General features: G+C 71.7%; 20 protein-coding genes and 3 pseudogenes. 13 read left to right on the top strand and 10 right to left on the bottom strand.

What is annotated here, in order from left to right; translation table 11 throughout:
- Positions 1-2 precede the first annotated feature (2 nt).
- Complete coding sequence (gene ccrA / locus OG844_RS15895) at positions 3-1,340, bottom strand: crotonyl-CoA carboxylase/reductase (RefSeq protein ID WP_406390845.1); 1,338 nt, start codon at positions 1,338-1,340, stop codon at positions 3-5.
- A 367-nt stretch (positions 1,341-1,707) separates the two neighbouring features.
- On the bottom strand, positions 1,708-2,499 hold the full coding sequence (locus tag OG844_RS15890; protein ID WP_406390843.1) for a GNAT family N-acetyltransferase: 792 nt from the start codon (positions 2,497-2,499) through the stop codon (positions 1,708-1,710).
- Between the two features lie 128 nt (positions 2,500-2,627).
- Between OG844_RS15890 and OG844_RS15885 the strand changes: the two genes are divergently transcribed.
- Positions 2,628-3,377 (top strand): restriction endonuclease, encoded by a 750-nt coding sequence (locus tag OG844_RS15885; RefSeq protein WP_406390842.1) that lies wholly within the window; start codon positions 2,628-2,630, stop codon positions 3,375-3,377.
- Between the two features lie 8 nt (positions 3,378-3,385).
- On the opposite strand, the gene OG844_RS15880 is transcribed toward OG844_RS15885, so the two are convergent.
- The gene (locus tag OG844_RS15880; RefSeq protein ID WP_356427789.1) at positions 3,386-4,201 is read right to left on the bottom strand and encodes a TetR family transcriptional regulator; all 816 of its coding nucleotides are present in this window, start codon (positions 4,199-4,201) and stop codon (positions 3,386-3,388) included.
- 253 nt (positions 4,202-4,454) lie between these two features.
- Positions 4,455-6,236, bottom strand: a complete 1,782-nt coding sequence (locus OG844_RS15875) for a 3-hydroxyacyl-CoA dehydrogenase family protein (protein ID WP_406390841.1) — start codon at positions 6,234-6,236, stop codon at positions 4,455-4,457.
- A gap of 354 nt (positions 6,237-6,590) precedes the next feature.
- Here OG844_RS15875 and OG844_RS15870 point away from each other — a divergent pair, with 354 nt between their 5' ends.
- Positions 6,591-7,163 carry an adenylosuccinate lyase gene (locus OG844_RS15870; protein ID WP_406390839.1) on the top strand — a complete coding sequence of 191 codons (573 nt, stop codon included), beginning with the start codon at positions 6,591-6,593 and terminating at the stop codon, positions 7,161-7,163.
- Here OG844_RS15870 and OG844_RS15865 read toward each other — a convergent pair.
- The 3 genes and pseudogenes from OG844_RS15865 to OG844_RS15855 form a co-directional block, all read right to left on the bottom strand.
- Positions 7,141-7,701, bottom strand: a pseudogene (locus OG844_RS15865) (GNAT family N-acetyltransferase). The gene OG844_RS15870 and the pseudogene OG844_RS15865 overlap by 23 nt on opposite strands.
- Before the next feature lie 45 nt (positions 7,702-7,746).
- The gene (locus tag OG844_RS15860) at positions 7,747-9,330 is read right to left on the bottom strand and encodes an alpha/beta hydrolase (protein ID WP_406390838.1); all 1,584 of its coding nucleotides are present in this window, start codon (positions 9,328-9,330) and stop codon (positions 7,747-7,749) included.
- A gap of 129 nt (positions 9,331-9,459) precedes the next feature.
- Positions 9,460-10,506 carry an Rv2578c family radical SAM protein gene (locus OG844_RS15855; protein ID WP_406390836.1) on the bottom strand — a complete coding sequence of 349 codons (1,047 nt, stop codon included), beginning with the start codon at positions 10,504-10,506 and terminating at the stop codon, positions 9,460-9,462.
- 148 nt (positions 10,507-10,654) lie between these two features.
- Between OG844_RS15855 and OG844_RS15850 the strand changes: the two genes are divergently transcribed.
- The 3 genes and pseudogenes from OG844_RS15850 to OG844_RS15840 all read left to right on the top strand — a co-directional run.
- Positions 10,655-11,098 (top strand): SRPBCC family protein, encoded by a 444-nt coding sequence (locus tag OG844_RS15850; RefSeq protein ID WP_406390835.1) that lies wholly within the window; start codon positions 10,655-10,657, stop codon positions 11,096-11,098.
- Between the two features lie 306 nt (positions 11,099-11,404).
- A pseudogene (locus OG844_RS15845) lies at positions 11,405-11,557 on the top strand (SAM-dependent methyltransferase); the annotation flags it as partial.
- A 19-nt stretch (positions 11,558-11,576) separates the two neighbouring features.
- A pseudogene (locus tag OG844_RS15840) lies at positions 11,577-12,448 on the top strand (hydrolase); the annotation flags it as partial.
- A gap of 26 nt (positions 12,449-12,474) precedes the next feature.
- Here OG844_RS15840 and OG844_RS15835 read toward each other — a convergent pair.
- On the bottom strand, positions 12,475-13,365 hold the full coding sequence (locus OG844_RS15835; protein ID WP_406390833.1) for a LysR family transcriptional regulator: 891 nt from the start codon (positions 13,363-13,365) through the stop codon (positions 12,475-12,477).
- 129 nt (positions 13,366-13,494) lie between these two features.
- Here OG844_RS15835 and OG844_RS15830 point away from each other — a divergent pair, with 129 nt between their 5' ends.
- Entirely contained in the window at positions 13,495-14,496 is a 1,002-nt protein-coding gene (locus tag OG844_RS15830) for an aldo/keto reductase (protein WP_406390831.1), read from the top strand.
- Between the two features lie 74 nt (positions 14,497-14,570).
- On the opposite strand, the gene OG844_RS15825 is transcribed toward OG844_RS15830, so the two are convergent.
- The gene (locus OG844_RS15825; protein ID WP_406396152.1) at positions 14,571-15,653 is read right to left on the bottom strand and encodes a magnesium and cobalt transport protein CorA; all 1,083 of its coding nucleotides are present in this window, start codon (positions 15,651-15,653) and stop codon (positions 14,571-14,573) included.
- 275 nt (positions 15,654-15,928) lie between these two features.
- Here OG844_RS15825 and OG844_RS15820 point away from each other — a divergent pair, with 275 nt between their 5' ends.
- The 6 genes from OG844_RS15820 to OG844_RS15795 all read left to right on the top strand — a co-directional run bounded on the left by OG844_RS15820 (position 15,929) and on the right by OG844_RS15795 (position 23,349).
- The gene (locus OG844_RS15820) at positions 15,929-16,762 is read left to right on the top strand and encodes a M55 family metallopeptidase (protein ID WP_406390829.1); all 834 of its coding nucleotides are present in this window, start codon (positions 15,929-15,931) and stop codon (positions 16,760-16,762) included.
- Positions 16,755-18,098 (top strand): M20/M25/M40 family metallo-hydrolase, encoded by a 1,344-nt coding sequence (locus OG844_RS15815; RefSeq protein WP_406390828.1) that lies wholly within the window; start codon positions 16,755-16,757, stop codon positions 18,096-18,098. The genes OG844_RS15820 and OG844_RS15815 overlap by 8 nt, the downstream gene beginning before the upstream one ends.
- Before the next feature lie 20 nt (positions 18,099-18,118).
- Positions 18,119-20,128 (top strand): prolyl oligopeptidase family serine peptidase, encoded by a 2,010-nt coding sequence (locus tag OG844_RS15810; protein ID WP_406390826.1) that lies wholly within the window; start codon positions 18,119-18,121, stop codon positions 20,126-20,128.
- A complete protein-coding gene (locus OG844_RS15805) occupies positions 20,125-21,069 on the top strand; it encodes an LD-carboxypeptidase (RefSeq protein WP_406390825.1) in 945 nt (314 codons plus the stop codon). The genes OG844_RS15810 and OG844_RS15805 overlap by 4 nt, the downstream gene beginning before the upstream one ends.
- Positions 21,070-21,214: 145 nt before the next feature.
- Positions 21,215-22,990, top strand: coding sequence for a CocE/NonD family hydrolase (locus OG844_RS15800; RefSeq protein WP_406390823.1), 1,776 nt, complete (start codon positions 21,215-21,217; stop codon positions 22,988-22,990).
- 113 nt (positions 22,991-23,103) lie between these two features.
- Entirely contained in the window at positions 23,104-23,349 is a 246-nt protein-coding gene (locus tag OG844_RS15795; protein WP_406390821.1) for a DUF1049 domain-containing protein, read from the top strand.
- An 11-nt stretch (positions 23,350-23,360) separates the two neighbouring features.
- Here OG844_RS15795 and OG844_RS15790 read toward each other — a convergent pair whose 3' ends face one another.
- Positions 23,361-24,305: a MerR family transcriptional regulator gene (locus tag OG844_RS15790; protein ID WP_406390819.1), complete on the bottom strand. Its 945-nt coding sequence runs from the start codon at positions 24,303-24,305 to the stop codon at positions 23,361-23,363.
- 94 nt (positions 24,306-24,399) lie between these two features.
- Between OG844_RS15790 and OG844_RS15785 the strand changes: the two genes are divergently transcribed.
- The gene (locus OG844_RS15785; RefSeq protein ID WP_406390817.1) at positions 24,400-25,920 is read left to right on the top strand and encodes an alpha/beta fold hydrolase; all 1,521 of its coding nucleotides are present in this window, start codon (positions 24,400-24,402) and stop codon (positions 25,918-25,920) included.
- Positions 25,921-26,005: the final 85 nt, after the last annotated feature.

Genomic DNA, 26,005 nt, shown 5'->3' with positions numbered 1-26,005 from the left:
CCTCAGACGTTGCGGAAGCGGTTGATGGCGTCGATGTGCTGCTCGCGGAGCTCCTCGTCGCGCACGCCCAGGCCCTCGCGGGGCGCCAGCGCGAGGACGCCGACCTTGCCCTGGTGGAGGTTGCGGTGCACGTCGTACGCGGCCTGGCCGGTGTCCTCGAGGGAGTAGACCTTGGAGAGCGTCGGGTGGATCTTGCCCTTGGCCACCAGCCGGTTGGCCTCCCAGGCCTCGCGGTAGTTGGCGAAGTGCGAGCCCACGATCCTCTTGAGGGACATCCACAGGTAGCGGTTGTCGTACTCGTGGTTGTAGCCCGAGGTCGAGGCGCAGGTGACGATCGTGCCGCCCTTGCGGGTCACGTACACGCTCGCGCCGAAGGTCTCGCGGCCCGGGTGCTCGAAGACGATGTCCACGTCCTCGCCGCCGGTCAGCTCACGGATGCGCTTGCCGAAGCGCTTCCACTCGCGCGGGTCCTGGTTGTGCTCGTCCTTCCAGAACTTGTAGCCCTCGGCGTTGCGGTCGATGATCGCGGTCGCGCCCATCTTCCGGCAGATGTCCGCCTTCTGGTCGCTGGAGACGACACAGATCGGGTTGGCGCCGCCGGCCAGGGCGAACTGCGTGGCGTACGAGCCGAGTCCGCCGCTCGCGCCCCAGATCAGCACGTTGTCGCCCTGCTTCATGCCGGCGCCGTTGCGCGAGACGAGCTGGCGGTACGCCGTCGAGTTGACGAGACCGGGGGCCGCCGCCTCCTCCCAGCTGAGGTGGTCCGGCTTGGGCATCAGCTGGTTGGACTTCACGAGCGCGATCTCGGCGAGTCCGCCGAAGTTCGTCTCGAAGCCCCAGATGCGCTGCTCGGGGTCGAGCATCGTGTCGTTGTGGCCGTCGGAGGACTCCAGCTCGACGGACAGGCAGTGCGCGACGACCTCGTCGCCGGGCTTCCAGGCGTTGACGCCGGGGCCGGTGCGCAGCACGACGCCCGCGAGGTCGGAGCCGATGACGTGGTACGGAAGGTCGTGGCGCTTGCTGAGGTCGCTGAGCCTGCCGTACCTCTCCAGGAAGCCGAAGGTCGAGACCGGCTCGAAGATCGAGGTCCAGACGGAGTTGTAGTTCACGGAGCTGGCCATGACCGCGACGAGGGCCTCGCCCGGGCCGAGCTCGGGAACCGGCACGTCCTCGACGTGGAGGGACTTGCGCGGGTCCTTGTCGCGGCTGGCGACCCCGTCGAACATCTCCGCCTCGTCCTTGTGCACGGTCACCGCGCGGTACGACTCGGGGATGGACAGGGCCGCGAAATCCGCAGCGGTGCTGTCCTGCGATTGGATCGCGTCCAGGATTTCCTTCACGGTGATGCCTCCGGCAGATCGGGTCTCCAACGCCGAGGGAACGCTGGAGGGACCCCTGTGGACAGGGGGGGGCGGTGCGGTGTGGAGGTGTGCCGTCGGTTCGGCGGGGTGGTGCTTCGGCCTGCTCGGTGGAGCAGAAGGGTTGCCTGTGACGCAGGCGTCCGGGCGCGCAGACACGGTGGATTGCGGGGACAGCCGACGTACGAGAGGTCTCTGCACGCCGGCCGCCCGGACACCTTCAACGTATGGCACTCCGTGACAGGTGGCAAGGCACCGAGTGCCAACAATTTCTCTCACTTGTCATCTGCACGGCACGCGTGAGCAACATGATGGGCGCTATGCCCGACAGCTCCCGGAGATGGTGCGGTTACGGCGTGGTGCGGTAGACGTACGGGGTCGTCGTGCTCAGGGCCGTGAAGCCGAGCCGGCGCAGGATCGGGGCCGACTGGTCGGTCGCGTCGACCTGCAGATATCGGTAGCCGCGCTCGGCGGCGATACGGGCCCGGTGGGCGATCAGTGCCCGGTAGATGCCCCTGCCCCGCCAGGGCGCGGCAGTCCCGCCGCCCCAGAGGCCGGCGAAGCCGGTGCCCGGATACAGCTCCATACGGGCAGAGCTCACCGGCTCGCCGCCGGCCACGGCCAGGACGGCCGCGAAGGTGTCAGGGGCCTCGGAGAGCCTGGCCAGCGTCTGGTGACGCAGTCGTGAGCCGTCGGTGCCGAAGGCCAGTTCGTGGGCCCGGACCATCAGCTCCACCCCGGCCGCGTCGGTCACGGTGCGCAGCTCGACGCCTGCGGGGAGCTCCACGGACGTGGGCAGCTCCGCCACCTCGGCGACCAGCAGCGTCTCCGCCGGCTCGGCCTCGAAACCGGCCGCGGCCAGGCGTCCGCCCAGATCGGCGGGGCTGTCGTGTGCGTACAGCTTCCATTCGAACTCGTCGTGCCCGAGCGAGGTGTAGTGCTCCACCTGCGCCGCGATCGCCGCGTCCGCCTGTTCGGGACCGAGATCCGGAGCGGTCCAGACGACGCCGTTCCAGTCGTCGGCGCCGCCGGTCTGCCGTACGAGGTCTCCTGTGCGTTCGACCCTTACGCCCGGGCCGTCTGGGCGCGCGTGTTCACGCATCTCGTGGTCGAAGAGGGCCAGTGTGCTCTGGGGATCCATCCGCGCATCCGACCATGCGGTGCGCCATCGGGCCATCGGGTTTCCCCGGGCAGGTGCGTCAACGGGGCGGGCGGGGGCAGATGGAAGTGATCTTGATCCGGTCACGACGAACAGGGGTGGGGCACCCGATGCCGATACAGGTGGGCGGACGCGTCCGAAGAGACCGCCGGTCCGAATTCAACGTCCGCCGGACGGCGTTCGGTTTCCTTCTTGTCGCCGTACTCGTCAGCGGTGCCGGGCTGACCCTCCGCACGGCTCTGGAGAGCGCCCCTCGGCATCCGGTGGCGGCCGTCTTCTCGGTGGTCGCGGTGGTCTCCGGGGCGGTGGCGCTCCTGCGTCGCCGCCGCAACCGCAGGGTGGCCGCCAGGGCGGCGTCGGCGGCTCTGGACGCCGCGTACGAGGTGGTGGACACCGCGCTGGAGGATCGGTCCGTAGCCGGCCCCGAACCTGTGCTGCGCCCCGAGCCGGTCGACTGGGAGGGCATGGACCCGTACGACTTCGAGGAGGCCGTCGCCGCCCTCTGCCGCCGGGACGGGTGCACGGACGCCGAAGTAGTCGGCGGTGCCGGAGATCTGGGGGCCGATGTCGTGGGTACCACGCCTGACGGCCGCCGCCTGGTCGTCCAGTGCAAGAGGTACACGGCCGAGAACAAGGTCGGCTCGCAGGATCTCCAGCGCTTCGGCGGTACGTGCTACGCCGTCCACGAGGCCGGGACGGCCGTCGTCGTCACCACCGGTGAATTCACCGAACCGGCTCGCCGGTACGCGGAGCAGTGCGGCATCGTGTGCGTCGACCTGGCCGGACTCACCGCATGGAGTGAGTACGGCGCTCCTCTGCCCTGGCATGCCGGGGAGGCCGTACAGCCCGCCGAGAGCTGAACGCCCGCTCAGCGGTCCTTGAGGGCCTGCTGGATCGTGCGCATCACCTCGTCGAGCGGTGCGTCGGTCCGCGCCACCGCGACCAGCACCTCACCCTCAGTGGCCACGGAGGCGACCGGGGTCTTCGCGGGCTCGCTCCCCGCGGTCCGTCCGGCGCCGATCCCCGTCCCGAACGTGTCCCGGACGATGGCGAAGGCATGGTCCAGCTGGGCCTCCACATCGCCGTGGCCGCCCGCCCGCAGCCAGCGCCGCAGTACATGGTTGTGCGCGGTCACCACGGCGGACGCGGCCACCTCGGCCAGCAACGGGTCGTCATTGCCCACATGATGGTCGCGCTCGTCGAAGTGGCCCAGCAGATAGCGGGTGAACAGCCGCTCGTAGCGGGCCACCGAGGCGATTTCGGCCTCCCGGAGCGTGGGGACCTCACGGGTCAGTTTGTAGCGCGCCACCGAGACCGCGGGCTTCGCCGCGTACATGCGCATGACTTCCTTGATGCCGCGGCACACGGTGTCCAGCGGGTGCTCGTGCGCGGGAGCGGCATTGAGGACGGCCTCGGCCCTGACGAGGGTGTCGTCGTGGTCCGGGAAGATGGCCTCTTCCTTGGAGCGGAAGTGGCGGAAGAACGTACGCCGGGCGACCCCGGCAGCGCCCGCGATCTCGTCGACCGTCGTCGCCTCGTAGCCCTTCGTGGCGAAGAGCTCCATCGCCGCGGCGGCCAGTTCGCGGCGCATTTTGAGCCGTTGGGCAGCGGCGCGGGTGCCTGCGGCACTCTCCGTGGCGTCGGGCGCGGCGGCGGAACGGGTGGACCTGGCAGGCTGCGACATGGTGTGAACGTAACTCATCCGTGCAGGAGAGTGCGCCCGTGGGGGCGGGTCGCCCGAGGGCCCGAGCAGCCCGCCCCACCCGGCTCCCGCCTCAGAGGGTCCGGCAGCGGGCTTCGCGGCGTCGCGGGGCTGGGGCACGCGCCTCGCAGGGTTGTCGTCAATCACCATGGCTCCGCCATGCTCAATCCTCCGCCTTGCGATGCACGCACCCCAGCCCCGCTCCTTCATCCGCGCTGCCCGCTGCCGGACCCTCTCAGCGGCGGGCATATTCGCGGAAGCCGCGCCCCGTCTTGCGGCCGAGGCAGCCCGCGGCCACCAGATGCTCGAGCAGCGGCGCCGGGGCCAGGCCCGGATCGCGGAACTCGCTGTGCAGAACCTTCTCGATGGCGAGCGAGACATCGAGCCCGACGACGTCCAGGAGCTCGAACGGGCCCATCGGGTAGCCGCCGCCCAGCTTCATCGCCGCGTCGATGTCGTCGAGGGTCGCGTAGTGCTCCTCGACCATCTTGATCGCGTTGTTGAGGTACGGGAACAGCAGCGCGTTCACGATGAAGCCCGCGCGGTCCCCGCAGTCGACGGGGTGCTTGCGCACCTTCATGCAGACCTCGCGCACCGTGGCGTGCACGTCGTCGGCGGTCAGCACCGTGCGGACCACCTCGACGAGCTTCATCGCGGGCGCCGGGTTGAAGAAGTGCATCCCGATGACGTCCTGGGGACGTGAGGTGACCTTCGCGATCGCCACGACCGGCAGGGAGGAGGTCGTCGTGGCCAGCACCGCACCCGGCTTGCAGACCTTGTCGAGCGTCGCGAACAGCTGCTGCTTGACGTCCAGGTCCTCGGCGACCGCCTCGACGGCGAGGTCGACCTCGGCGAACGCGTCCAGGGACCCGGCCGGCGTGACCCGGGCGAGCGTCTCCTCGCGCGCCTCGGCCGTCAGCCGTCCCTTGGAGACCGAACGGTCCAGAGACTTGGCGATCCGGGCCTTGGCCGTGTCCGCCTTCTCCTGGCTGCGCGCGGCGAGCACCACGGAGTACCCGGCCTTCGCGAAGACCTCGGCGATGCCCGAGGCCATCGTCCCGGAGCCGGCGACACCCACCGAGGACACCTCGCGCCCGGCCACCGAACCCGCACTGGCCAGGGGGGTACGGGCGTCCGGCACCACGGTCTGGCCGCCGGGGGCGTCGTACGTGTAGAAGCCGCGGCCCGCCTTGCGGCCGGTCAGGCCCGCCTCGCTGAGCTGCCCGAGCACGGGAGCCGGTGCGTGCAGCCGGTCGTGGGACGCCGAGTACATGGCCTCCAGAACCGTGCGGGCCGTGTCGATGCCGATCAGGTCGAGCAGGGCGAGGGGGCCCATCGGCAGCCCGCAGCCCAGCTTCATCGCCGCGTCGATGTCCTCACGGGAGGCGTAGTTCGCCTCGTACATGGAGGCGGCCTGGTTCAGGTAGCCGAACAGCAGCCCGTCCGCGACGAATCCGGGCCGGTCGCCGACCGCGACCGGCTCCTTGCCCAGTTCGCGTGCCAGCCGGGTGACGGTGTCCACGGCCGTCGGCGCGGTCAGCACGGAGGAGACCACCTCGACGAGCTTCATCGCGGGCGCCGGGTTGAAGAAGTGCAGGCCCAGGACGCGCTCGGGGTGCTGCGACTCGGCGGCCAGCCGCGTCACCGACAGGGCGTTCGTGCCGGTCGCCAGGATCGCGGTGGGGGAGACGACGGCGTCGAGCTCCCGGAAGACCTGCTGCTTGATCTCGTAGGACTCGGGCACGACCTCGATGACCAGCTCCGCGTCCGCGGCGGCCTGCAGATCGGAGAACGTGCGGAAGCGGGCGAGGATGTCGCGCCGCTCCTGCTCCGTGATCCGCTCGCGCTGCACGGCGCGTGCGGTGGAGGCCTCCAGGGACGCGACGGCCTGACGGGCGACGGCTTCGCTGATGTCGATGCCGATGACCTCGCGGCCCGCACGGGCCAGGACCTCGGCGATGCCGGTTCCCATGGTGCCGAGGCCGACGACGGCAATGGTGCTGAGCGGGGTGTCCATCACGGGACTCCAGGGTGAGTGACGACTGAGAGGAGCACGGGCGGCGCGTGCGGTCGAAGAGAACCGGCGCTCTGCGTGCGGGAGTTGTGTCGTGGTGCTCAGGGCCCGGGGCGTGCTGGGCACGCACAGGACCGGGGAAAAGGTGACGGACTCTGTCCCGAGTCGCGTCTCTCAAAGCTGCCGAACCGACAAGCACTCCGGGTGGCTGCGTCACCAGGCCACCCGAGTCGGCGGGTGTGTGTCCCGCTCACATGAGGTTAACCGGCAAGTAATGAGCGCGCCAGCCCTGGACGGATGTGCGCTGGCACACAGTTGGGGCCGACACGGTGCGTGTGCGCCGATAAGCTGACTGTCATGGATGAGGAGTTGCGCTCGCTGGCGGACAGACTGCGGGACGAGGCCGAGGAACCGGCGGTCTGCCAACGGCTCCTGGCCACGGACGACGACGAGGAGCTGGCCCGCGTCCTCATCGAGCCCGCGCGCCCGCTGTGGGCGCGCGAGATCGCGGCGTTCCGGCTCGGCTGCCGGGGCGACCGACGGGCCTTCGAGGCGCTGATCCTCCTCCTCAACCACCGCGACCCCGAGCGCTGCGTGTCGGCCGCCCATGCCCTGCTGCTCCTCGACGACCCCCGAACACCCAGGGCCGCCGCGGCACTTGCCACGAACACACTGCGCACCGCCTACGCGATGCACCCGGTGCGCTTGCTGACCGCCCTGCGCGCGCCGGAATCGGTGCCCGCCCTGGTCGATACCCTGCGGCGGCTGCTGACGCCGGAGGAACCGCACTGGCGCGTCGCGCTCGCCTGCGTGGAGGGGCTGGGGACCCTGGGGGACGGCGAGGCCAGGCCGGTCCTGGAGGCGGCGCTGCCGCACCCCCGCCTCGGCCGGGCCGCGGCGGAGGCGCTCAGGCGGCTGCCGGCCCCATGAGAGCCCGCACGTACCGGACCTCGGGCACCACGGCGCCGCCCACCTCGAAGGGCTCCTCGGCGCCGTCCGGCAGGAAACCCGCCCGCTCGTAGAAGCGGCGGGCGCGCCAGTTCTCCTTCAGCACCCACAGGGCCATCTCGTGGAAACCGGCGGCCACGGCACGGGTGGTCAGCTCGGCCAGGAGTGCGCGGCCTGCCCCCGCTCCGGTCCGTTCCGGTGCACGTAGATCGCGTACAGCTCGCAGCGCCCGGCCCCGCCGGTGCCGTCACGGTCGGGCCGTAACAGGCCCAGCCGGTCACGGTGGAGTCCGGTGCCGTCCGGGAGACGACGTCGACGGCCGGACCCGGGTGAGGAAGGCGCGCCGGCGCTCGGCGTCCGACGCGATGTCCATCGCGTCCAGATACGGCTGCGGGATCATTCCGGCGTACGCGGTCTGCCGGCCGCGCACCCGGATCTCCGCCACGGCGGCACAGTCGTCGAGCGTCATGTCCTCGACCTGAACGCCGGGGGCGTACGCGGGAGTGGGCCGTGTCGTCATTCGGTCCGTCCTGGCGTACGCTCCCGGCGGCTGCGCGGACGGGCTTCAGTCGCGGAAGCCGAGAAGCCCGTGCAGCGTGCTGCCCTTCGTGCTCGTCCCCGCCTTCGTGGCCTTCGGCGGTTTCGGCTCGGGCAGCGCCTCGCAGACCGCGTCGGCCCCGCTGCCGGCGGCACGCGGGAGGCTGCCGTCGGTGAGGTAGTCCACCAGGTACGCGTCCAGGCACTTGCTCCCGCTCAGGGTGATGCCGTGGTTGCCGCCGCCCTCCTCGACGACCAGGCTGGAGCCCTTGAGCCTGCGGTGCATGGTGACACCGCCCTCGTAGGGCGTGGCGGCGTCGTCGGTGGCCTGGAAGAGCAGCGCGGGCGGGATGCTGCGGTTGGTGACCCGCACCGGCTCCAGCGGTTCCACCGGCCAGGTGGCACAGGGGGCGTTGTACCAGGTGTTGTTCCATGACATCAGGGGCGCCTTGCGGTGGGCCTTCCAGGTGTCGTTGCGCCAGGTGCTCCAGGTCCGGGGCCAGGCGGCGTCGCGGCACTGCACGGCCGCGTACACGGAGTAGCCGTTGTCGCCGCTCGCGTCCATGGCCGCGAAGTTCTCGTACGCGGAGACCAGCGCTTCCTGGTCCTCGTCCTTCACGTACGCCGAGAACGCCTGGGCCAGGGAGGGCCAGTAGCCGTCGTAGTACCCGCCGGGCAGGAAGGTGTCCTCGAGCTCGCTGGGGCCGACCTTGCCGCCCGCGGGGTGCTCCTTCACCGCGGCGCGCATGTCGTACCAAGCGGCTTCGACGCCCGCCGGGTCGGTGCCGAGCCCGTACGTGGCGTCGTTCTTCGCGACCCAGGCCGCGAATGCCTTGTGGCGGGAGTCGAACGCGTGGTCCTGGGCGAGGTTGTCCTCGTACCAGACGCCGTCCGGGTCGACGATCGAGTCGAGGACCAGGCGGCGCACGCGCTCCGGGAACAGCTTCGCGTACACCGCGCCGAGGTAGGTGCCGTAGGAGTAGCCGAAGTAGTTGATCTGCTGCGAGCCGAGGGCCCTGCGGATCACGTCGAGGTCCTTCGCGGTGCTGACGGTGTCCATGAAGGGCAGCAGGTCGCCGTGCTTCTGGCCGCAGGCGGTGGCGAAGGACGCGGCCCGGTCCCTGTTGGCCTTCTCGGCCGCATAGGAGACCGGCACGGTGTCGGGGCGCACCGGGGCGAAGTGCTTCGGCACACAGTTCAGTGCGGGGGTGCTCTTCCCGACCCCGCGCGGGTCGAACCCGATCACGTCGTACTGGGCGGCGAGTTTCTTGGGCAGCGAGCCCGCCACGAAGCCCGCCATCGAGAGCCCGCTGCCGCCGGGGCCGCCGGGGTTGACCAGCAGCGGACCCTGCGACGTCTTCGCCGTGTGCGGGATCCGGGAGAGCGCGAGGGTGACCCTTCTGCCCGACGGACGGTCATGGTCCAGCGGAGTGCGGACCGTTGAGCACTGCAGGGTCGGATACGTCGCCGTCCCGCATGCGGTCCACTTGAGCGGTGCGACGGCGCGCGGTGCGCCCGTCCCCGTTCCGGCGGTCGCGGTGGACGGCGCGGCGGTCACCAGACCCGCGACCGTGGCACCGACTGCGACCAGAATTCCTGCACGTTTCGTCATATGGGCCTCCCGTGGTGGAGGGAACGTGCCTGTGAGCGGCACAGCCCCCGCCGGATGCTCCCCGAATTCGGGCACGGCAGGACAGATTCGACGGAGAGTTGACCCGATCGGGCAGTCGCGCGGGCGCGGTCAGAGCAGGGTCAGCTGGGTGGGGCCGCCTGCGGGACCGTCGGGCTGGGGTACCGGAACCTCGGGCGCGGAGACCCGGCGGGGCTCGCCCCGGTGCGCGGGACCGATGCCGAACTCGGCGGCCAGTTCGTGCACCCGGCGGGTGATGCGGCGCTGGTACCAGGTCGGCGCGTACGCCCCGTCCGCGTACATCCGCTCGTACCGGCGCACCAGGTGCGGATGGTGCTCGCCCAGCCACTGCATGAACCACTCGCGGGCGCCGGGGCGCAGGTGCAGCACGAGCGGGGTCACCGACGTGGCTCCCGCGGCGGCGATGGCGCGGACGGTGGTGCGCAGCTGGTCGGGGCCGTCGCTGAGGAAGGGGATGACCGGCGCCATCAGGACACCGCAGCCGATGCCGTTGTCGGTGAGGGTGCGCACGACGTCCAGGCGGCGCTCGGGGGAGGGGGTACCCGGTTCGACCGTGCGCCACAGTCCGGGGTCGGTGAAGCCGACGGAGACGGAGATGCCGACCTCGGTGACCTCGGCCGACTGCCGCAGCAGCTCCAGGTCGCGCAGGATCAGGGTGCCCTTCGTCAGGATGGAGAAGGGGTTCGCGTGATCGCGCAGGGCCGTGATGATGCCCGGCATCAGCCGGTAGCGGCCCTCCGCCCGCTGGTAGCAGTCGACGTTGGTGCCCATCGCGATGTGCGCACCGTGCCACTGCCGGGAGTCGAGGTGGCGGTTCAGCAGTTCACCGGCGTTGATCTTGACGACGATCTGGGAGTCGAAACCGAGGCCGGTGTCCAGGTCCAGATAGCTGTGGGTCTTGCGGGCGAAGCAGTACACACAGGCGTGGGAGCAGCCCCGATAGGGGTTCACGGTCCATTCGAACGGCATGCGGGACGCGCCGGGCACCCGGTTCACGATCGAGCGGGCCCGGATCTCGTGGAAGGTGATCCCTCGGAATTCGGGGGTGTCGAAGGTGCGCGTGGTCACCGCGTCCGCGGCGAAGAGCGCGCCGTTACCCGCCTTTGCGGTGTTCTCGGTCAAATTGTCCCAGCGCATGGACGCCTCCTTGGTAGCACTGCGCAGAGAATAGAACACTTGTTCCCTTGATCGTGCGCGGTGGGATCACGAGGCCCGATTTTGAGGGGCCGTACCGGAGGTGGTTGGCTCAGCTACACCCCGAACAACCGAGTGCTGAGGAGCAGGCATGGCGCAGGTCGAGGCCACGACGGAGCGGATCATCGCGGCGGACGCAGAGACTGTGTTCGATGCGCTGGCCGACTACAAGGAGGTCCGGGGCAAGGTGCTGACGGGCCACTTCAGCGAGTACGAGGTGCGTGAGGGCGGAGACGGCGAAGGCACCCTCGTGCACTGGAAGCTCCAGGCCACCAGCAAGCGGGTCCGCGACTGCCTGCTCGAGGTCACCGAGCCGACCGACGGGCAGTTGGTCGAGAAGGACCGCAACTCCTCCATGGTCACCACCTGGACCGTCACTCCGGCCGGTGAGGGCAGGTCCAGGGCCGTCGTCTCGACGGTCTGGGACGGTGCCGGCGGCGTGGGCGGCTTCTTCGAGAGGACCTTCGCGCCGAAGGGCCTCGGCCGGATCTACGACGAGCTCCTGCAGAACCTCGCCACCGAGGTCGAGAAGTAGCCCGTCGGCCGCCCCCGTCGGTTCCACAACCGGCCTCACCGGAACGGGTGGTTTTCCGGGACGGCCGGTTGTGCGCCGTAGCGCCTCCCACCGGCGCATAAGCCCTCTGTGTGCGCCTCCCGCGCGCCCGGTCGCGTTTGCCCTGCCTTGCCGCCTGATGCGAGAAATGGGCGGCGCAGCAGCGACGAGGGGAGCGTCACGTGGTGGGTGGGATCACTCTGGTGAAGAACGAGCCGAGTGGCGCACGAGGCGCCGCGGCCGCGCCGCCCCCGCCGGGCCCCGCCGGGCCCCGCCGGGCCCGAGGACATCAGCCCCCGCCGGGTGAGGCCCCTCCGGGACGCCGACCCCGCCCTGGCCGCCCTGCCGCACAGCAGGCTGCTCCTGCCGTACGCCGACGCCTCGTTGCCGGTCGTCGACCTCGGCTGCGGCAACGGCACCCAGACCCGCGCTCTGGCCACCCGCCCCCTCCCCGCAACGCGCACCGCAGACCGCCTACACCCCGTACGTGAGCGCCACGACCCCCGCCGACACCGATACGGCCGTCTCCGCCGACACGTACAACCTGGCCTTCGTCACCGCCGACGGCTCAGGCTGCCCGCCCGTCCGGGGCGGCACCGAACCCGTCACCAGTGAGGCGGTCGTGGCGCGGGTGGCCGCGCTCACCGCCACCGGGGCGGGTATCCGGGTCTCCTTCGGCGGTGCCGCGGGCACCGAGACGGCACTGGCCTGCGACAGCGCGGAGGAACTGGCCGACGAGTATGCCGAGGTGCTCGACGCGGTCGGTGCCACCGAGGCCGACTTCGACATCGAGGGCGACGCGCCGACCGGCCGCGCCTCGGTCACCCGCCGCGACGAGGCCCTGGCCCTCCTCCAGAAGGAGCGCGACCTCGACAGCACGTACACGCTCCCCGTGACGCCCGACGGACTCGAGGACTCCGGGCTCGCCCTCGTCGAGGACGCGGCCGACCGGGGAGTCCGGCTCTCCGCGGTCAACATCATGGCCATGAACTACAGCTCGTCCCACCGCGGCGACAGGGGTGACGACGCGGAGCAGGCCGCGGCGGCGGCCCACGACCAGCTCGTGGACGTACTCGGGATGTAGGCGGCGGCGTGGCAGGCGCTTCACCTCAATGTGATGATCGGGGTCGACGACGTGGCGGGGGGACCTTCGCCCGCGCCGACGCGGCTTCCCTACGAGGCTTCGCCACCCGGAAGGGGGTCGGCGCGCTCTCCATGGGGGCGTCCTTCCGCGACCGGCCGTGCGCCGACGGCGAGGACACGACGGTGGCCGACGACGGCTGCAGCGGCGTCGCACAGGAGCCGGGAGCGCGCGCCGAAGCCCTGAGCTGAGCGGCCCGGTCGAACGCTCCGAGAGCTCAGCGCAGCGGGTCCTCCCGGACCAGCGACATCAGCGCCTTGGCCCCCGGGCTCATGGCCCTGGCCGGCGGAAGCAGCACGACGCTCTCGTAGACCGGCCGGTGCGCACCGGCGAGCTCCACCACCACGAGCCCCCGCGCCTCCTGCTTGCGGGAGAAGTGGTGCGGCACCACCGCGATGCCGAGGCCCTCATGGACCAGCTCCAGCAGGCTGTGCACGTCGTTGACCTCGAGCGCCACCGTACGGCGGACCCCCGCCACGGCGAACGCCTCGTCCGCCGCGCGGCGCGGGCCCCAGTCCGGATGGAAGTCGATGAACGACTCGCCGTGCAGCCCGGTCCACGCCACCCGGGGCGCTTCCGCGAGACGGTGACCGGGGGCGCACAGGACGACCATGGGCTCCCGCGCCAGTGGCATCAGCTCGCCCGGCCACTCCAGCGGGCTGACGGTGGCGGCGAAGGCGAGGTCCAGGCGCCCGCCGGCCACCCCCTCCAGCAGGCTGGAGGTGCCCTCCTGCCGCAGCCGGATCTCCATGTGCGGATGGTCCCGGTGGAAGGCCGCGAGCAGCCGGGCCGGGCTGACCCCGGCCACGCACTGCTCGACCCCCAGCGTCAGTGTGCCGCGCAGCAGCCCCCGTACGGCGTCGACGGCGTCTCGCGCCGCCCTCGCCCCCGCCAGCGTGCGCTCCGCCTCCACGAGCAGCGCCTGACCGGCCTCGGTGAGCCGCACCGTGCGCGTCGTACGGCTGAACAGAGGGGTCTTCAGCTCGTGCTCCAGCGCCCGGACGGACGCGGACAGCCCGGACTGGGACACGGCGAGGCGTTCGGCCGCGCGGGTGAAGTGCTGCTCCTCCGCGACGGCCACGAAGTGCTCCAGCTGACGCAGTTCCATGATTGAGCAATCCTATCGATGAATCCCAGCGCAATCTCCTGTTGGACCGCTGGATCGTTCTCCGCCAGTCTGGACGCTGCGCACCAGACCTGGCGCGCTCCCCCCGGACCTCTCCCGTGGAGTGCTCGCATGTATTTTCCGTCCGCCGACCGCTACACCGCCATGCCCTACCGGCGCACAGGACGCAGCGGCCTGCTGCTTCCCGCGCTGTCGCTCGGGCTCTGGCACAACTTCGGAGGCGACCGGACCCCCGAGAGCCAGGGCGAGATCCTCCGCAGGGCGTTCGACCTGGGCATCACCCACTTCGACCTCGCCAACAACTACGGCCCGCCCCCCGGCTCCGCCGAGATCGCGATGGGCCGTGCCCTGAAGACGGACTTCGCCCGTCTCCGGGACGAGATCGTCATCTCCACCAAGGCCGGTTACCACATGTGGGACGGCCCGTACGGCGAGTGGGGGTCCGCCAAGTACCTGCGCTCCTCGCTGGACCAGAGCCTGACCCGGCTCGGCGTCGAGTACGTCGACATCTTCTACTCGCACCGCTTCGACCCCGACACCCCGCTCGAGGAGACGATGCGGGCGCTCGACACCGCCGTCCGCCAGGGCAAGGCGCTGTACGCCGGCATCTCCAACTACTCCGCCGAGCAGACCCGCGAGGCCGCCCGGATCCTGAACGACCTGGGCACCCCGCTCCTCATCCACCAGCCCCGCTACTCGATGCTGGACCGCTGGGTGGAGGACGGGCTGCTGGACGCCCTGGACGAGCTCGGCACCGGCTCCATCGCCTACTCGCCCCTGGAGCAGGGCATCCTCTCCGACCGCTATCTGCGGGGCATCCCGGAGGGCTCGCGCGCCGCGGGTACCAGCCCCTTCCTGTCGGCCGACGCCGTCACCCCCGAGCTGGTGGGCCGGCTTGCCGCGCTGAACGAGCTGGCGCGGGAGCGCGGGCAGTCGCTGGCCCAGCTGGCGCTGGCCTGGGTGCTGCGCGGTGGCCGGGTCACCTCCGCCGTCGTCGGCGCGAGCAGCGTCGCCCAGCTGGAGAACAGTGTGGCGACGGTCCGCAACCTGGAGTTCGGCGAGGACGAGCTCGCCCGCATCGACGAGCTCGTCAAGGGCACGGTCCGGCCCTGACGGCCCGCCGCCCCGACGGCCGGCGCACCGGCGGCCCGCCGCCCCGACGGCCGGCGCACCGGCGGCCCGAAGGGTCAGAGCCAGCCGTTGCGCCGGAAGCCGCGGTGGATGACGAAACAGGCGACCGCCATCACACCCACGACGAACGGGTAGCCGTACGTCCAGTGCAGCTCCGGCATGTGGTCGAAGTTCATGCCGTACACCCCGCACACCATGGTGGGTACGGCGATGACGGCCGCCCATGCGGTGATCTTGCGCATGTCCTCGTTCTGGGCGACGGTCACCTGCGCGAGATGGGCCTGCAGCACGGAGTCGAGCAGAGCGTCGAACGAGGCGATCTGCTCGGCCGTGCGGGCCAGGTGCCCGGCGACATCGCGGAAGTAGGGCTGGAAGTCCGGCCCCACCGGCTCCATCGTGCGGCTCGCCAGGGCCTGCAGCGGCCGGTCCAGCGGGGACACCGCCCGCTTGAACTCCAGCAGCTCACGCTTCAGCTGGTAGATGCGGCCCGCGTCGCCCCGGCCGGCGTGCTCGCTGAAGACGGCGGTCTCCACGGCGTCGATGTCGTTCTGCATGGACTCGGCCACGACCAGGTAGGCGTCGACCACATGGTCGGCTATCGCGTGCAGTACGGCCGCGGGGCCCTTCGCCAGCTGCTCCGGCGCGGACTCCAGGCCCTCGCGCAGCGGGCCGAGCGAGCCGTGGCTGCCGTGCCGGACGGTGATCACGAAGTCGGGACCGGTGAAGACCATGATCTCCCCGGTGTCCACCACCTCGCTGGTCGCGGTGAGTTCCTCGTGCTCGACGTAACGGCACGTCTTGAACACGCAGAACAACGTCTCGTCGTACCGCTCCACCTTGGGCTGCTGATGGGCGTGCACCGCGTCCTCGACGGCCAGCGGATGCAGCGCGAACAGCTCGGCCACACCGGCGAACTCGGCCGCGGTCGGCTCGTGGAGCCCGAGCCAGACGAAGCCCCGGCCGGAGGCACGGACCCGGCGCAGGGCCTCGTCCGCCGGGCAGTCGGACGGATACCGCACCCCGTCCTCGTACAGCACGCAGTTGACCACCGCGCTGCCGAGCGGGGAGCGCGCGGGGTGGCTCAGGTCCACCTTGCTGCGGTAGGCACGGCGCACCACGCGGCGGAGGCTGCGGATCATCGTCACGGGGGGCTCCTTCGCACGATCGGCGGCCAGTGTGCCACCGGCGCGGGCTCGTCCGTCGGCCGCCCCCCGGCGTCACCGGACTGGACCAGTGACAGATGCCGACGGCTCTGGTCCGGTGCCCTCGCGGCGCGTACCGTGATGCGGCACGAAGATCTTCTTCCCGGGGAGCGGGCGGGGGATATCCGTCTGCCGTGCGGGTACCGATGTCGCACGACCGGCGCGGTATCCGTTCGACCGCTCCCGACCGACCAGCGACAGGACCGTGCACCGTGAAGATCCTCGTCAGTGCCGACATGGAGGGCGCCACCGGTGTGACATGGCCGGCCGACGTGCTGCCCGGCACCCCGCAGTGGGAGAGGTGCCGCCCCCTGTTCACCTCCGACGTGAACGCGGCGGCCCTCGGCTTCTACGACGGGGGCGCCGACGAGGTACTCGTCAACGAGGCCCACTGGTCGATGCGCAACCTCCTCCTGGAACGGCTCGACGACCGCGTGCAGATGCTCACCGGCCGGCACAAGTCCCTCTCCATGGTCGAGGGCATCCAGCACGGGGACGTCGACGCCATCGCGTTCGTCGGCTACCACACCGGTGCCGGCACGGAGGGCGTACTCGCGCACACCTATCTCGCCAACTCCGTCACCGGGGTCTGGCTGAACGGTGTCCGTGCCAGCGAGGGCCTGCTCAACGCCCATGTCGCGGCGGAGTACGGTGTCCCCGTCATCCTGGTCACCGGGGACGACCTGACCTGCAAGGACGCAGAACTGTACGCCCCCGACGCCCGCAAGGTCGCCGTGAAGGACCATGTCTCGCGGTACGCCGCCGTGTGCCGCACCCCTGCCCGTACCGCCGCCGACATCAGGGCGGCGGCCAAGGACGCGACCGCCCTCGCGGTGCGCCACACACCCGTGACCGGGGGTTCCTTCACGGTGGAGCTCGAATTCGACGCCGCGCATCTGGCGGCGGCCGCGACCGTGGTCCCCGGCGTGGCGCCCAGTGGCGAGCGGCGCGTCGCCTATACCAGCGGGACGATGTACGAAGGTATTCGCACGTTCAAGGCGGTGACGACGATCGTGTCGTCCGCCGTGGAGGAACAGTATGGCTGAGACGACAAACCCGCCCGGAGCTGTCGACGACCTGGCGCTCGACGAATCCGTGACGTTCACCTCCGAACTGATCCGGATCGACACCACCAACCGTGGCGACGGAAGCTGCCGGGAGCGCCCGGCCGCCGAGTACGTCGCCGAACGACTGGCCGGCGCCGGACTGGAACCGACGCTGCTCGAGCGCACGCCCGGACGGACCAACGTGGTCGCCCGGATCGAGGGAACCGACCCGTCCGCCGACGCCCTCCTCGTGCACGGGCATCTCGACGTGGTGCCCGCGGAGGCCGCCGACTGGACCGTGCACCCGTTCTCGGGCGAGGTGCGCGACGGGGTCGTCTGGGGACGCGGCGCCGTCGACATGAAGAACATGGACGCGATGGTCCTCGCCGTCGTCCGGGCCTGGGCGCGCGCCGGTGTCCGCCCGCGCCGTGACATCGTCATCGCCTACACGGCCGACGAGGAGGCCAGCGCCGACGACGGCTCCGGGTTCCTCGCCGACCGGCACCCGGAGCTCTTCGAGGGCTGCACGGAAGGCATCAGTGAGTCCGGTGCCTTCACCTTCCACGCCGGACCCGGCATGTCGCTCTACCCGATCGCGGCGGGCGAGCGCGGTACGGGCTGGCTGAAGCTGACCGCCGAGGGCAAGGCAGGACACGGCTCCAAGGTCAACAGGGCCAACGCCGTCAGCGCGCTCGCCGCCGCCGTCGCCCGGATCGGGCAGCACGAGTGGCCGGTGCGGCTGACCCCGACCGTGCGGGCCGCCCTCACCGAGATCGCCGCGCTCCACCACATCCGCGTCGACCTCGACGCGCCCGGATTCGATGTCGACGAGCTGCTGGGCAAGCTCGGCCCGGCCGCCGCGCTGGTCGAGTCGACCATTCGCAACAGCACCAACCCGACGATGCTGGAAGCCGGTTACAAGGTCAACGTGATCCCGGGCCGGGCCACCGCCCTGGTCGACGGCCGCATGGTGCCGGGCGGCGAGGACGAGTTCGTCGAGACCCTCGACCGGCTGACCGGACCCGGCGTCGACTGGGAGTTCCACCACCGCGAGGTGGCGCTCCAGGCTCCCGTCGACTCACCGACGTACGCGAAGATGCGCGCCGCCGTCGAACTGTTCGACCCGGGCGCCCATGCCGTCCCGTACTGCATGTCGGGTGGAACGGACGCCAAGCAGTTCTCCCGCCTCGGCATCACCGGCTACGGGTTCTCCCCGCTGAAGCTGCCCGTCGGCTTCGACTACCAGGCCCTGTTCCACGGTGTCGACGAGCGGGTGCCCGTCGACGCCCTGCACTTCGGTGTACGGGTCCTGGACCACTTCCTGCGCAACGCCTGACGACTACGGGGGAACCGACCATGGTGTCCACAGCGGCGTACGGCGCGTGGCCGTCACCGATCGACGCGGCACTGGCCGCCTCGCACGACGGCCGCCCCGAGTTCGTCGGCGACGTCGGCGACGAGGTGTGGTGGACGGAACCGCGCCCGTCGGAAGGGGGCCGGCGCGCCCTCGTACGCCGCCGGGCCGACGGCACCGCAGCCTCCGTCCTGCCCGCCCCGTGGAACGCCCGCAGCCGCGTCATCGAGTACGGCGGCCGGCCGTGGGCCGGGGCGGCGCGCGAGGAGGGCGGACCGCTGGTCGTCTTCGTCCACCACCCCGACCAGCGGCTGTACGCCTACGCCCCGGACGGGCCCGACGAGCCCTGGCCGCTCAGCCCCGTGTCGGACATCGGCGGCGGACTGCGCTGGGTCGACCCCCAGCTGCACCTCGACCGCGGCGCCCACGGCGAAGTCTGGTGCGTGCTGGAGGAGTTCACCGGCGAGTCGCCCACCGATGTCCGCCGGGTGATCGCCGCCGTCCCCCTGGACGGCTCGGCGGCCGGTGACCGGAGCGCCGTAAGGGAACTCAGCAGCGACCGGCACCGCTTCGTCACCGGGCCGAAGCTCTCCCACGACGGCCGCAGGGCTGCCTGGATCGCCTGGGACCACCCGCAGATGCCGTGGGACGGCACGGTCGTGATGGTCGCCGAGGTCACCGAAGACGGCTCCTTCACCGGCGAACGGCCGATCGTCGGCGACATCGACGAATCGGTCGTCCAGGTGGAGTGGGACCGGGACGGCTCGCTGCTCTTCGTGTCGGACGTCGGCGGTTGGTGGGAGCTCCAGCGGATCCGGCCCGACGCCGTGGCGGGCGCCGTGGTGCCCAGCAGCCGGCTCTGCTCCGGCCGGTGCGAGGAGTTCGGCGGGCCGCTGTGGAAGATCGGCCTGCACTGGTTCCGGCTGCTGGACAGCGGGCTGATCGCCGTCATCCACGGCCGGGGCACCACCCGGCTCGGAGTGCTCGACCCGGAGACCGGCGAGCTCGTCGACGTCGCCGGGCCCTGGACCGCGTGGGCCGAGACGCTCGCCGTGCAGGACACCCGGGTCATCGGCATCGCCGCGAGCCCCCACAGCTCCTACGAGGTGGTGGAGCTGGACACCGCGACGGGCCACACCCGGACCATCGGCCCGCCCCACCGGGACGCCGTCGACCCCGCGTACTACCCCGAGCCGCAGATCCGCACCTTCACCGGACCGGGCGGCCGCGAGATCCACGCCCACGTCCACCCACCGCGCCACCCCGCAGTCACCGGCCCCGGTGACGAGCTGCCGCCCTACGTGATCTGGGCGCACGGCGGTCCCACCGGACGCGACCCGGTCGCACTCGACCTGGAGATCGCCTACTTCACCTCCCGCGGCATCGGCGTCGCCGAGGTCGACTACGGCGGCTCCACCGGCTACGGCCGGCTCTACCGCGAACGCCTCCGCGAACAGTGGGGCGTGGTCGACGTGGAGGACTGCGCCGCCGTCGCCCTGGGGCTGGCCGAGGAGGGCTCGGCCGACCGTGAACGGCTGGCCATCAGGGGCGGCAGCGCCGGCGGCTGGACCGCAGCCGCGTCCCTCACCGGCACCGACGTGTACGCCTGCGGGGCGATCATCTACCCCATCCTCGATCTGGAGGGCTGGGCGACCGGTGAGACGCACGACTTCGAGTCGCAGTACCTCGAGTCGCTGGTGGGCCCGTTGGCCGAGGTGCCCGAGCGCTACCGCGAGCGCTCACCCATCAACCGCACGGACCGGCTCACCGTTCCCTTCGTACTGCTCCAGGGACTCGACGACCCGATCTGCCCACCGGTCCAGTGCGAACGGTTCCTCGCCGCCATCGAGGGCCGCGGCATTCCCCACGCGTACATCACCTTCGAGGGGGAGAGCCACGGATTCCGCCGCGCCGACACCGTACGCCGGGCCCTGGAGGCCGAACTCTCCCTCTACACGCAGACGTTCGGCATCGACCGGACCGACATCCCCCGACTGGAGCTGAAGAAGTGACCCTGCAGCCCCTCACCCGGCCGGCCCGGCTGCGCCCGGGCGCCCGGGTCGCGATCGTGGCCCCCAGCGGTTCCGTGCCGGCCGAGCGCCTCGAGACGGGCCTCGAGCTGCTGCGCGGCTGGGACCTGGACCCCGTCGTCGCACCCCACGTCCTGGATGTGCACCCGGAGTTGGACTACCTCGCCGGTACGGACGAGGACCGTGCCCGGGACCTGCAGGAGGCGTGGTGCGACCCGTCCGTGGACGCGGTGCTGTGCGCCCGCGGCGGGTACGGCGTCCCCCGCATGGTCGATCTCCTCGACTGGCCGGCGATGCGGACGGCCGGACCCAAGGCGTTCGTCGGCTACAGCGACATCACCGTGCTGCACGAGGCGTTCGCCCTGCGGTCGGGATTCTCGACCCTGCACGGACCGATGATCGCCACCGAGGTCTTCCTCAAGGACGCCGCCACCCAGGAGTCGCTGCGCTCCACCCTGTTCGAGCCCGAGGCGGTGCGCACGCTCGGACTGGGCGCGGCGGCCGCGCTGGTCCCCGGGCGTGCCCGGGGGATCACGTACGGCGGCTGTTCGAGCCTGCTCGCGGCCGACGCGGGGACCCCGCAGGCCCGGACCTCCGCCCGGGGCGGCCTGCTCATGCTCGAGGACATCACGGAGGACCCGTACCGGCTCGACGGCATACTCACCCGGCTGCTGCGCATGGGAGCACTCGACGGCATATCCGGGGTGGCGTGCGGCTCCTGGGAGGGGTGCGGACCGTACGAGCAGGTCCGGGCCGTGCTCCACGACCGGCTGGGCGGACTCGGGATACCCGTCGTCGAGGAGCTGGGCTTCGGCCACTGCGCCGCGGCGCTGACGATTCCGTTCGGTGTGCCCGCGGTGCTGGAGGCGCCGTCCGACGGCGGGCGCTGCACGCTCACCACGGAGGTGCCGGCCCTGGTGTGAAGTGCCGCACCACGCAGATCTCCTGAACATCTGTCATGAAACCGCGGTCCGGTGCGTTGCGTTGACAGCGGTATGACGGGTGTCACAGCATGGGCCCGGTCCGGTACTTACCGGTCAGTAAGTTGTCCTCGGTGTGGAGGTCCATGTGTCGCGCGCTGTCCCCAGGTTCCGCAGTCCACTCACCTTCCTCGCCGGGGCGGCGCTCATCGCCCCGCTCGCCCTGCTCGGCGCCGGTCCCGCGTCGGCCGCATCCGCGTTCACCGTGACGCCGCTGGAGTTCACCGTCCGGGCGGGCGACCGCTCCTGCACCGTGGACGCCGACCTCTACCGGCCCGCCGGTGTCGACGCGGAGCACCCCGCCCCCGCGGTCCTCGCGACCAACGGCTTCGGCGGCAGCAAGTCCGACGGCTCGACCGACGCCATCGGCAGGGCCTTCGCCTCCCGCGGCTACGTCGGCCTCGTCTACTCCGGACTGGGCTTCGGCGAGTCCGGCTGCCTCATCACGCTCGACGACCCGGCCGTCGACGGAAAGGCGGCCTCCGGGCTCATCGACTTCCTCGCCGGGACACGGGCCGCCGACGACGGCACCAGGGTCGACTACGTCACGGGCGACGGCCCGGGTGACCCGCGCGTCGGCATGATCGGCGGCTCGTACGGCGGGGCCGTCCAGCTGGCCACCGCGTCGGCCGACCGCCGGGTCGACGCACTCGTTCCGCTGATCACCTGGAACGACCTGGCGTACGCTCTCGCCCCCAACGCCACCGGAGCCGCCCGGGGTGTCTCCTCCGACACCCCAGGTGTCTTCAAGTGGCAGTGGACCAACGGCTTCTACCTGATGGGCGAGGCCCAGCCGCTCCTGGTCCCGAGCCTCGACCCGTCGCGCTTCGGCAACCTCACCTGCCTCCACTTCGCCCCGCAGGCGTGCGCCACCATCCGACTCCTGAACTCAGGCCGCTACCCGGCCGCCGAGGCCGACGCCATGCTGGACTACGCCCGCAGCGTCTCACCGGCCTCCTACCTGCCGGGCGTCACGGCACCCACCCTGCTCGTCCAGGGCCAGGCCGACAGCCTGTTCAACCTCAACGAGGCCACCGCCACCTACCGGACGCTCGCGGCGCAGGGCACGACGACGAAGATGATCTGGCAGGCCTGGGGCCACAGCGGAGGCGAGGTGCCCGGCGAACTCGACCTTGCGGAAGGCAATCTGGAGACCAGCTACGTCGGACAGCGGATCCTCGCCTGGTTCGACCGCTACCTCCAGCACGAGGAGGACACCGACACCGGGCCCGCGTTCGCCTACTACCGCGACTGGGCCGGCGGCTACGGAACCGCGGCCGTCGTCCCCGCCCTCTCGCGGAAGATGTACCTCTCCGGCGACGGCACCCTGGCCGGCAGCCGTGCGCAGGTCACCCGGGGGAGCCGCCAGTACACGAACTGGCCCCTGCCGACCAGCCACTCCGAGAGCTCGCTGGCCGGCCTGATCGGGCTCGGCGACCCGGCACCGTACGACACCAACGGCACCCACCTCGGCTGGACCAGCGCCCCGCTCACCTCCGCGGTGGATGTCGTCGGTGCGCCGAAGGCCACCCTGAAGGTCGTCTCACCGAAGACGGAGCGGGTCCAGAACAGCGGGGACGCCGCGGACAAACTGGTTCTCTTCGCGAAGCTCTACGACGTGGCGCCCGACGGCAGCAAGAAGCTGGTCAACCGTCTGGTCGCGCCGGTGCGCGTCCCGGACGTCACGCGCCCCTTCACCGTGGAGCTGCCGGGCATCGTCCACCGCTTCCTGCCGGGTCACCGGCTGCGGTTCGTGATCGCGGCGAGCGACACGGCGTACTTCGGCAACCGGGGCATCAAGCCGGTCACCGTCGTCAGCACCCCGCAGGACACCGGGGTCCTGGAACTCCCCGTGGTCGGCTGACCCTCACCCGAACGGCCCTGTTCCACTGCCCCCGGGCCCCGCACGGAGAGATCCTGGGGTCCGGGGACCGCCGTTCCCGGTAGCCGATCCAGGACCCAGCGAAAGGGCCGCGCATGAGCCCCAAGGACGTATCCACCGGCAGATCGGGCGCGCTCAGCCCTGCCCGGATCGCCGTCACCGTCCTGGCGGTCCTCTCGATCGTCTTCATCTGCGTCAACACCGACGAGGTCACCATCCGCGTGATCATCCCGACGGTCACGATGCCGCTCTGGGCCGCGCTGCTGGGAGTGTTCGTGGCGGGACTGCTCTGCGGGGGCTACGTGATGTACCGGCGTGGGCGGGCGGCCAGGGCCAGGTAGCACCCTGGTCCTCAGGCCGCCGCGCTGGTCTGCGCGTCCAGCGCCGCGAACAGCCAGTCGTGTGCGGACCCCGGGGTCGGCTCCGGCGGACCGCCCGGGGTGCTGATCACCTCGGTCACCAGCTCCCAGTAACGGTCGATCCGCGGGTCGGCCGCGAGCTGCCGGGCCAGCCGTTCGCGGAAGGCGGGGGTGTCCCGGGCGCCGTACACACTCGTGTACGCGCCCACGAAACTGTCCAGCTCCTCGCCCGCGTACGGTTCCCGGCCGCGACGCAGCTGTGTGCCCGCCAGTTCGTACGCCTGGGCCAGACCGGCGTACAGCACGGCCGGTCCGTGGGCCCCCGCCGTCCTGTGCGCCTCGGGCCGGGGCTGCTCGGCGCCCGTGCACGGGCGGGTCACGAACGCGTTCAGCCGGGCGAAGGCGAGCGCCTGGGCCGGTTCCGGGTCGTCGGGAGGCTCAGGGACCGCCGCCTCCAGGAACGCGGCCGTCGCCCGGGCCGGCATCCGCGGGGGCAGCCAGGACCGCCAGAACCGGGCCAGTGGGGCCGTGCTCGGCGGGGCGGCCAGGGCGCCGATCAGGGCCAGCCGGTCGGCCCGCTCCCCGGGCGGGCACTCCTGCACCAGTTGCAGACCCGCCTCCCGCCAGCGCAGGGCCTTGAGCTGGGAGCCGAGTGCGCGCAGCTGCTCGGCGACGGCGTCCTCCAGCACACTGCCCGCCGCGTCCTCCTCGTCGAGGATGCGGTGCACCTCACGCACGGGCAGACCGAGGGCACGCAGGGAGCGGACCAGGCGCAGCCGGCCGAGCGCTTCGGGGCCGTACCGGCGATGCCCGCCGGCACTGCGGGAGGCTTCCGGCAGCAGCCCGCGGTCGGAGTAGAAGCGGACGGCCTTGACGGTGACGCCCGCGCGCTCGGCGAGTTCGCCGATGCTGCACAGGCCGTCGTGCGGCGTGAACACTTGAACCTCCCTCAGGGGGAGCTTCTACCGTACCGGCGAGCGCGGCCCGCCGATCGTGGCGGTCCGCCGACGACAGCGCACGGAGGAGAGGCCCATGACTGCATTCATCCTGGTTTCCGGGATGTTCACCGGCCCGCACGTATGGGAGGACACAGCCGCGCAACTGGCCTCGCAGGGAGCCGAGGTACACGCCGTGGCCCTCACCGGACTCGACCGGTCCCGCGCAGCCGAGGCGGCCGGCATCGATCTGGAGACCCACATCGCGGACGTCCTCGCGGTGATCGACTCGGTCGGCTCCGCGGGCGGCCGGGAGATCGTGCTGGTCGGCCACGACTACGGCATCCACCCGGCGCTGGGCGCCGCCGACCGGCGGGCGGAACTGATCGACCGGATCGTCCACCTGGACTCGGGAATGCCGCAGGACGGGGTTCCCGCCCTGGCCGCGGTCCCCGACCAGTCCCTGCGCGAGGAGTTGGCCGGGCACACCGGTGCCGACGGGCCCCGTCGGGAGCTGCCCTCCCCGGCCCGCGACGAGTGGCGGCGCTGGGGCAGCACCGCTGGAATTCCCGACGCGGCGCTCGACCGGCTCACCGCCCTGGCAGCGCCGCAGCCGCTGCGCACCCTGCTCCAGCCGTTGAGGCTGACCGGAGCGGCGGCCTCGCTGCCCATCACCGGGGTGCTGTGCAACGGAAACGGTGTGAGCATCGAACTGATCCAGATGCGGGTGGGCTTCGGTGACCCCGCCCTCCAGGCGCTGACCGATCCCCGGGTGACGTTCTTCGAACTCCCCACCGGACACTGGCCGATGCTCTCCCTCCCCGCCGAGCTCGCGGACGTTCTGATGCGGGCCGCCGCGGGCGGCGGGCACCGGCTGGTGCCTCCCGGCTCCGCCGAGCCGCCCGCGCACCTGCGGCCGTTCCTGCTGGACGTGCCCGACATCCCCCGTGAGCGGACCGGGAACGTCGACCTGTACCTGCCCGATGCCGAAGGCCCTCGGCCGACCGTGGTGTTCGTGCACGGCGGGCCGGTGCCCGCCGAAGCCCGGCCGACCCCGCGTGACTGGCCGGGCCTGAGGGGATACGCCCGGTACGCGGCCGGGCAGGGGGTGGTGGGCGTGACCCTCGACCACCGCCTGCACGACCTGGCCGACTACAAGCGCGCCGCCGCGGACGTGGCCGCGGCGGTGGAGCTGGTCCGGGCCGATCCGCGGGTGGACGGGGACCGGGTCGCCCTGTGGTTCCTCTCGGGCGGCGGTCTGATCGCGGCGGACTGGCTGCGCCGGCCTCCGGCGTGGCTGCGCTGCCTGGCGGCCAGCTACCCGATCCTGGCGCCGCTGCCGAACTGGGGGCTGCTCGACAGCCGGTTCCACCCGGTGGACGCGGTGGCGGACGCGGGCACCCTTCCCGTCGTGGTCACGAGGGTGGGGCGTGAGATGCCCGAGATCGCCGCAACCGTCGAGGAGTTCCTGACCGCGTCCACGGAGTGCGGGGCGAACGTCGAGGTGGTCGACGTACCGAACGGCCGCCACTCCTTCGATACCGTCGACCCGACGGAGGAGTCGCGCGAGGCCGTGCACCGGGCGATGCGCTCGGTGCTGGCCCACCTGGCGGCCTGAACCGCACCCGGTCACCGCGTCCGTCCTCGCTGTGAGGGGCGCGGGTTCGCGGCGCTGTGGCGGGACTTCCTCGCGTGCGGCGGAT

The organism is Streptomyces sp. NBC_00887 (genome assembly GCF_045207585.1).
The sequence above is the reverse complement of the archived record's forward strand: the minus strand, read 5'-3'. Positions and strand labels throughout refer to the sequence as shown.

Coding starts and splice junctions, on each gene's coding strand:
- OG844_RS15885 (WP_406390842.1), top strand. CDS start 2,628: ATGCCGATACAGGTGGGCGGACGCGTCCGAAGAGACCGCCGGTCCGAA.
- OG844_RS15830 (WP_406390831.1), top strand. CDS start 13,495: ATGTATTTTCCGTCCGCCGACCGCTACACCGCCATGCCCTACCGGCGC.
- OG844_RS15855 (WP_406390836.1), bottom strand. CDS start 10,506: ATGCGCTGGGACAATTTGACCGAGAACACCGCAAAGGCGGGTAACGGC.
- OG844_RS15870 (WP_406390839.1), top strand. CDS start 6,591: ATGGATGAGGAGTTGCGCTCGCTGGCGGACAGACTGCGGGACGAGGCC.
- OG844_RS15880 (WP_356427789.1), bottom strand. CDS start 4,201: ATGTCGCAGCCTGCCAGGTCCACCCGTTCCGCCGCCGCGCCCGACGCC.
- OG844_RS15825 (WP_406396152.1), bottom strand. CDS start 15,653: ATGATCCGCAGCCTCCGCCGCGTGGTGCGCCGTGCCTACCGCAGCAAG.
- OG844_RS15890 (WP_406390843.1), bottom strand. CDS start 2,499: ATGGATCCCCAGAGCACACTGGCCCTCTTCGACCACGAGATGCGTGAA.
- OG844_RS15785 (WP_406390817.1), top strand. CDS start 24,400: ATGACTGCATTCATCCTGGTTTCCGGGATGTTCACCGGCCCGCACGTA.
- OG844_RS15795 (WP_406390821.1), top strand. CDS start 23,104: ATGAGCCCCAAGGACGTATCCACCGGCAGATCGGGCGCGCTCAGCCCT.
- OG844_RS15810 (WP_406390826.1), top strand. CDS start 18,119: ATGGTGTCCACAGCGGCGTACGGCGCGTGGCCGTCACCGATCGACGCG.
- OG844_RS15835 (WP_406390833.1), bottom strand. CDS start 13,365: ATGGAACTGCGTCAGCTGGAGCACTTCGTGGCCGTCGCGGAGGAGCAG.
- OG844_RS15850 (WP_406390835.1), top strand. CDS start 10,655: ATGGCGCAGGTCGAGGCCACGACGGAGCGGATCATCGCGGCGGACGCA.
- OG844_RS15860 (WP_406390838.1), bottom strand. CDS start 9,330: ATGACGAAACGTGCAGGAATTCTGGTCGCAGTCGGTGCCACGGTCGCG.
- OG844_RS15875 (WP_406390841.1), bottom strand. CDS start 6,236: ATGGACACCCCGCTCAGCACCATTGCCGTCGTCGGCCTCGGCACCATG.
- OG844_RS15815 (WP_406390828.1), top strand. CDS start 16,755: ATGGCTGAGACGACAAACCCGCCCGGAGCTGTCGACGACCTGGCGCTC.